The 5,846-nt window shown below is 62.3% G+C and carries 5 protein-coding genes; 2 read left to right on the forward strand and 3 right to left on the reverse strand.

All coding sequences use genetic code 11. The features are described from left to right. From AX750_RS10145 to AX750_RS10155, 3 genes are all read right to left on the reverse strand, one after another. Positions 1 to 1,340 (reverse strand): ThiF family adenylyltransferase (locus AX750_RS10145; RefSeq protein WP_082750837.1); only part of this gene is annotated, 1,340 nt, incomplete at its 3' end. Further along, positions 1,333 to 2,379 (reverse strand): cyclic GMP-AMP synthase DncV-like nucleotidyltransferase, encoded by a 1,047-nt coding sequence (locus tag AX750_RS10150; protein WP_066716857.1) that lies wholly within the window; start codon positions 2,377 to 2,379, stop codon positions 1,333 to 1,335. The genes AX750_RS10150 and AX750_RS10145, both read right to left, overlap by 8 nt. Positions 2,380 to 2,382: 3 nt before the next feature. Then, on the reverse strand, positions 2,383 to 3,531 hold the full coding sequence (locus AX750_RS10155) for a patatin-like phospholipase family protein (RefSeq protein WP_082752432.1): 1,149 nt from the start codon (positions 3,529 to 3,531) through the stop codon (positions 2,383 to 2,385). A 137-nt stretch (positions 3,532 to 3,668) separates the two neighbouring features. Between AX750_RS10155 and AX750_RS10160 the strand changes: the two genes are divergently transcribed. Together AX750_RS10160 and AX750_RS10165 are read left to right on the forward strand one after the other, a co-directional pair. Further along, positions 3,669 to 4,583: a WYL domain-containing protein gene (locus AX750_RS10160; protein ID WP_067254026.1), complete on the forward strand. Its 915-nt coding sequence runs from the start codon at positions 3,669 to 3,671 to the stop codon at positions 4,581 to 4,583. 58 nt (positions 4,584 to 4,641) lie between these two features. Beyond that, positions 4,642 to 5,325 carry a nucleotidyltransferase domain-containing protein gene (locus AX750_RS10165; protein WP_067254029.1) on the forward strand — a complete coding sequence of 228 codons (684 nt, stop codon included), beginning with the start codon at positions 4,642 to 4,644 and terminating at the stop codon, positions 5,323 to 5,325. Positions 5,326 to 5,846 lie beyond the last annotated feature (521 nt).

The following is a 5,846-nucleotide window of genomic DNA, read 5'->3' on the forward strand; positions in this document are numbered from 1 at the left end:
CTCGCCTCATCGGTGCAATGTGACCGAAGCTGCAGCGAGATTGCGTCAGACCCAAGATTGGACGCCGATCGGGGGGCAATATTGCGCGCCGTTTGACACCGAAGATGGGGGAAATCAGCTTGCAATCGCTCAGCCAACGCCTCGGACTTATGCCGGCCGACCGCTGACGCGCCCAAGGGATGGCGGCCAACGTTCGGCCAGGAGAGCGTTTCGGGGTCGATCAGGATGAGGCGACCGATGCCAGCCTGAGCGAGGGCGCAGGCGATCGGCGCACCGACCGATCCGCAGCCGATCAACACGACCGTCGCGCCCAATAGCCTTTCTGTGCGGGAATCGCTGCCGCGGCCATGAACCCACATTGCATCCGCCCGTTGAAGTGAGCTGCGAATGACAGGGCCGGCGCCGAAAAAACGGGCCAGCAAGACCGGCTTAGGCGTGTGGCCAGGCCGAAAGCCCTTCGACAGGGGTTCCCGTGTCGACCGTGGAGTCGACTTCAGGTACTTCGGATTGGGCACCTTGACGCCGACCAAGCCCACGCCGCCCCGACCCGTCGCACCCAAGACAACGACGAGATGATCGGGTTCTCCGACCGCCGCTTGATCGATGACCGCCCTTGCGTCGCTCCCGAGCTCGGTCGCCAAAGCGTGAAGGTCCGCGGCCGTCTCCGGATAGGCGGATGGAAGAGGTGGCTCGCCCAGCCAGAGAAAGGCGGCGTCCTCGGTTTTGACGTCGACATCCTGGCCGAAACGCCGACGCACCCATTGGGCCAAGACCTCGGCAGTCTCGCCGACAACCTCCAGTCCCTCGCCTCTCCAGACCTGCACCAAACGCGATGGCGGCACCGGTTGAAGCAGACTGTAGAGTTTCTCACCCTTCGCGTGCGCCTTATAGGCCCAATAGGTCAAAAACTCCGCGCGAAAGTCCCGGTCGACGATCGCGCCTTCCAGCAGCTCCTCGATCAGACGGACCGAACGGTGCAACAGGTTCGCGGCCACGGCCGACGGATCATCGGGATCGCATTCCGCCATGTTGGGCAATAGGCAGAGAATTCCATCGCTCTCGACATGCGGCCAGGTCAGAAGCGCGGGGTGGTCGACGAGCGCCGTGCGAACCGGCACAGTCGGGAAGCCCGCCGTCGCTACGATGTCGATCCTGCGCGTCACGCCGTCTGAGAAGGCGACGCTGACCCGCCAAGCCGCAGCCCAACGGCGCGTCGGGTAGCAGCTGCTGATCGTGGCCTGATCGAGACGCGCGGGCGCCTGCCCCGTCAGCTCGCGCAACGTTGCTTCGAGCCGAAGCGCGGCCTGCCGCCAACGGAGCGTGCGAGGCTGCTCAGGCATGGCGGCCGCCACCGGCGCTGCTGACGGCCGCCGCCGCAGCTGCCGTCGCGCCCAACAGCGCCGCCGAGCCGATGATCGCCGGGGCTGCCACGGCAGCGCGCTTCTCCTCCTCGAGCCGCTCGCTGAAAAAGGTGGTCGCGAACATCTTGTCCCAACATTTCAGGGCGCGCTCGCGCGTGCAGTCGGTTTCGAACAGCGGCTGGAGCGTATCGATCGCCTCAGTGAGTTTGTCGCGAAAGCACCGCGCTCCGGCATCGTCGCTACCGCTGGTGATGTAGTCGCCGGGCGTGACCGGATGCACAACTTGCAGATCCCAGTTGAGCCGGTCGCGGATCGCCACCATGGTGTCATAGAGCGCCCGATCTTCCCGGTTATTGACCCGGAACCGCTCGGTCGTGAGCACCGTGATGCCGAAGCCGCTGAGGATGCCGCCGCGCCAGCTATAGCGACTGCGGGCGTACTTCTTCAGGTCGCGGTTGATCCGGCGGAGCTGGACGCCATCCGCTGACTTGGCCCTTTCATCCTCATACCAATCGGAGACGTCGCGAGCATCGGATCGTTTCCAGCCGCTGCTCGCCGCGAGCTCGTAGTGGACCTCATCGCCGAACGCCGTCGAGGTCACGACGCGACGATACACCGGCAAGTCGACGTGATAGCCCTTCTCGTAAATGACCCGAACGCAGTTGGAGCGGACCTCGGGCGCACGCTTGAACTTGCCGTCATCGACCGCATTCCGGACCATCTGGCGGGCTTGCAACGACGTCATCTCAGCGCCGCGTTCGCCGACCAGATCTTCCTTGCGGAAGTAGACGCCGTCATCGATGTCGTAGTCGTTGTCCGGGTCGCGGACCATGGTCTTCATGGCGTAGCTACCCTGCTTGATGAACTCGAGCGGCGCCGGCTTGTTGGCGTTGGCCAAGCCGTTGCGCAGCCGAGTACGGTTCGCGTCGCGCCGGTCGCGCATCGCATCCTGCTCGCTCTTGGGAAGAGTCACCTCCTGATCGTCATACGCACGAACGTCTTTGGCGCAGTCGTACATCACCTATCCTTTCTGGGTTTGTGTCAAAACGCGATCCCAGATCGCGCCGGTGAACGGCATTGCCGGCAGGTCGAGCAGCAGGCGCCGGATCATTCGGCCGTCCTCACTGTTCAAGTCGTCGCAGGCGCTCTTGGTGAGGTCGGCGTCGGTGTTGGCCTGACCGATCAAGCGATCCATCGCCTCGGGGCGCGTGTCGTCGAGCGCCAAGTACGGCATCATGCTGGCGGGGACCGGCTTGTTGGGGAACCGCACCCGCCGGATCGAGCGCCCGCAATTCGTCATCGCGTTGGCGAGCAGCCGCGCCATGTTGTCGAAGGCAAACTCCTGTGCCGCGATGCTGAGCGGCGCGACGTCGGCGCCAAGCGACCAGTCGAGCATTGACCGATGGGCGGTCTCGGCGTCGAGATGATCGCCTTCCGGACGCGGACAGGTTCCGAGCGAGAATATCTCAATCGGCTGCTCCGGCGCAGCGATCGTCAGCGCGTCGACGAGCCCGACCATGATCGGATTGTTCGCCCACAGACCCCCGTCGGCGAACACCTGCTTCGGGCCGCCCGGGGTATTCGGATCGTCGATCGCGGCGAGCGAGCGGTAGATCGGCGCCGCGCTGGACGCCAGGCACACATCCACGAGCGGATAGCGATCGTCACGCACGCCGCTCTTGGGCGTCTTCTTGAAAACCCAGGCGCGATGCTCGCTCATCAGCACGGTAGGGACGGACAGTGAAATGCCCCGCCCATCGAAAACATCAAGCATGGTGACGTCGCCAAGCACTGCCGTCAGGGCTTCGCGAAGCGCTTTGTCGCCCTCGCGGACAAAACGACTACCTTGCGTAGCGCGGTAGATCGCGCTGCGCTTACCGGCAATCCGATGCGGGAAAATTTTCGGGCCGTGCTCCCGATAAAGCCCGACGATCTCGGTCATTGGCCGCCCGACGGCAAGCGCGCAGCCCACGATCGCGCCGGTGCTGGTTCCGGTGATGAGATCAAATCCTCGACCAAGATCGAGCGCCGATTCGCCTCTGATCCGGGCGAACTGATCGGTCAGGCGGCCGAGGAAGGCCGCCGTATAGATGCCGCGCATACCGCCGCCATCGAGGCTGAGCACACGGAACGGCCTCCTAAGCTGTTGATCTTCTTCGGACGCTTCCATGCAGACCATCTCGCTCCTTGACGCCGCGGTTGCCTTGCTCCCTACGTCCGTCCATATGATTTGGGGACGGCGTGCCATCACGTCAAGTAACTAGACGCGATGTTCTGATGAGAATCGCGTTTCTTGGAGGACAACATATGGAGGAGGGAAGCGAGCGGCTGCGCTGGGGGGTCCGCCGACGGCTCGAATTTATCGACTTCAGACTTTTCTGGGACGGCCGATTCAATCGCAGCGACCTGTCGGTCACGTTCGGCATCTCGGCACAACAGGCGTCGGCGGATATCGGGCAGTATGAGAAGATCGCCCCCAAAAATCTCCATTACGACCGCGCCGAGAAGGCTTATATCCGTGCCGAAGGTTTCGCGCCGGCATTCATAGGCGAGACGATTGAGCGCTACCTTCTCCAGCTAGTCGCTATCGAAAATCACTGGATGCGGCCCGGCGACACCTGGTTCGACGCCATTCCGCCGATCGAAGTCATCACCCTAGGCCGCAGAGCGACCGATCCGACGGTCTTGCTGCGCGTGCTGGACGCAATCCGCAAACGGCAAGAAATCGACATTGAGTACGCGTCGCTGACCGGCTCGGTTCAGCCGTCCCGGACGATCGCACCCCATGCCCTCGCCCACAGTGCCGGCCGCTGGTACGTGCGGTCATGGTCACGCGACCACAATGATTTTCGAGACTACAATCTCAACAGGGTAATTGCGGTCCTCGCCCACCGGCCTGCTACGGTTGACGTCGCACTCGATTTCGAATGGGTCCATAAAATCAATCTTGTCATTCGGCCGAATCCGGGCTTGCCGCCTGAGCGGCAGGCAGCCGTCGCCGCCGAGCACGCCATGACGGATGGCCGGCTCATACGGCCGTGCCGCTTGAGCCTCAGCTTCTACCTGATGAGCGAATACAATCTCGACGTCGAGCCGGGCGTGCTCAAGCCCGAGAAGCAGCAGATTGTTCTTCACAATCGCGACGAGGTCACCCAGGCGCGTGCCTCCTCGCGCCAGATGTCGATCGAGGCGCTCGCGCGCGCTTCACAATCGGTCCGATGATAGTGACGCTCCCGACAACTCGCACCTGCTGTCCCCGACTCTGGCGCGTGCATCGACCATGGCAATAGCGGCCACCATTCTGTTTGGAAGTCTTGCCCGCGGCGATCAGTCGGAAGGCTCCGACACCGATCTGCTGATAATCGATCTCGACGACGACACCCGTCACGTCTCGGTCGGTCACCTGTCGCTATTCGTCTATCCTTGGCGCCAACTGGCGCAGGACGCGCATAGCGGCGATCTCTTTGTTTGCCATCTTGTCCGCGAAGCGAGGGCGCTGATCGATCCTGACGGCTATCTCGAGAAGCTCCGAGATGCATTTCAGCTCAGGGCGAGCTATGCCGACGAGATCGGCCGGGCGGCAGACTTCGGTTGGTATCTCGTCCTCTATGGGGACGAACTTAACGCTTTGCTCCTGACGAAACGGGCTCTTTGGTGCATTCGAACGATCCTGATCGCCCGGAGCGCCGAGCGGCGCGATCCCGTTTTTGCCCCGCACCAGCTCGCGGAGGAAACCCAATCGGTTGCAGCGCGCGAGTTCCTGAGCCACCGGCACCATCCACGCGACGACGCCACGGTTCGTCAGGTGCTTCGCTTGTTCCTTGAAGCAGAAGGACTATCGGACGCCGCTCTCCTAAATGCCAGTCGCGAGACTTTTCTCCAACGGTTTTCCGCCACCGCCAACAAGGTAGCGTTGCAGACGCTCCATCAGGAAGACGACAGTCGAGCAGGTTATGTTGGCTAGCATGACCGACCAACTCGCATGGCTGCGGTTCGTGGCGATCTACCCCGCGATCCGATCCAGCGCTTCAACGACATCGGCGAGCGAGGCGCGTCCAACTTTTGAAAATAGCGTCCGCGTTGATTTCCAAGCGCGAATCCGTTGCCAATTGCCAATAAAGATCACTGTGACTGGAACTCCAGCCGCGTTCATTGATTTATATCACAGGTCGATATATGTTTAATGAGAGAGAGCTAGAGGGCCTGATCGACCAGGCGGGCGTGTTTGCCCTGACAAACGGATGGCAGCTCGTGATACGCGCAGAATGGACAATCGTCACGCCGCAGCGTCCTCATGGCCTTTCGTATGCGCTTATTTTGCAAGATCAGAAAGGGAATCGGCTACTCGGTTTCGACAACTCGCATGCTTATGACGACGCGCCACCGGACGCCCCATTCGACCATGAGCACCCTCCTGGCATGGTCAATCGTGGTCGTGTCCCATAGCGTGGTGTAGCTGACGGTGGTCACCGGCGATTGCCGGTT

This window comes from Methylobacterium sp. CCH7-A2, assembly GCF_001557075.1.
Classification (GTDB): Bacteria; Pseudomonadota; Alphaproteobacteria; order Rhizobiales; family Beijerinckiaceae; genus Allobosea; species Allobosea massiliensis.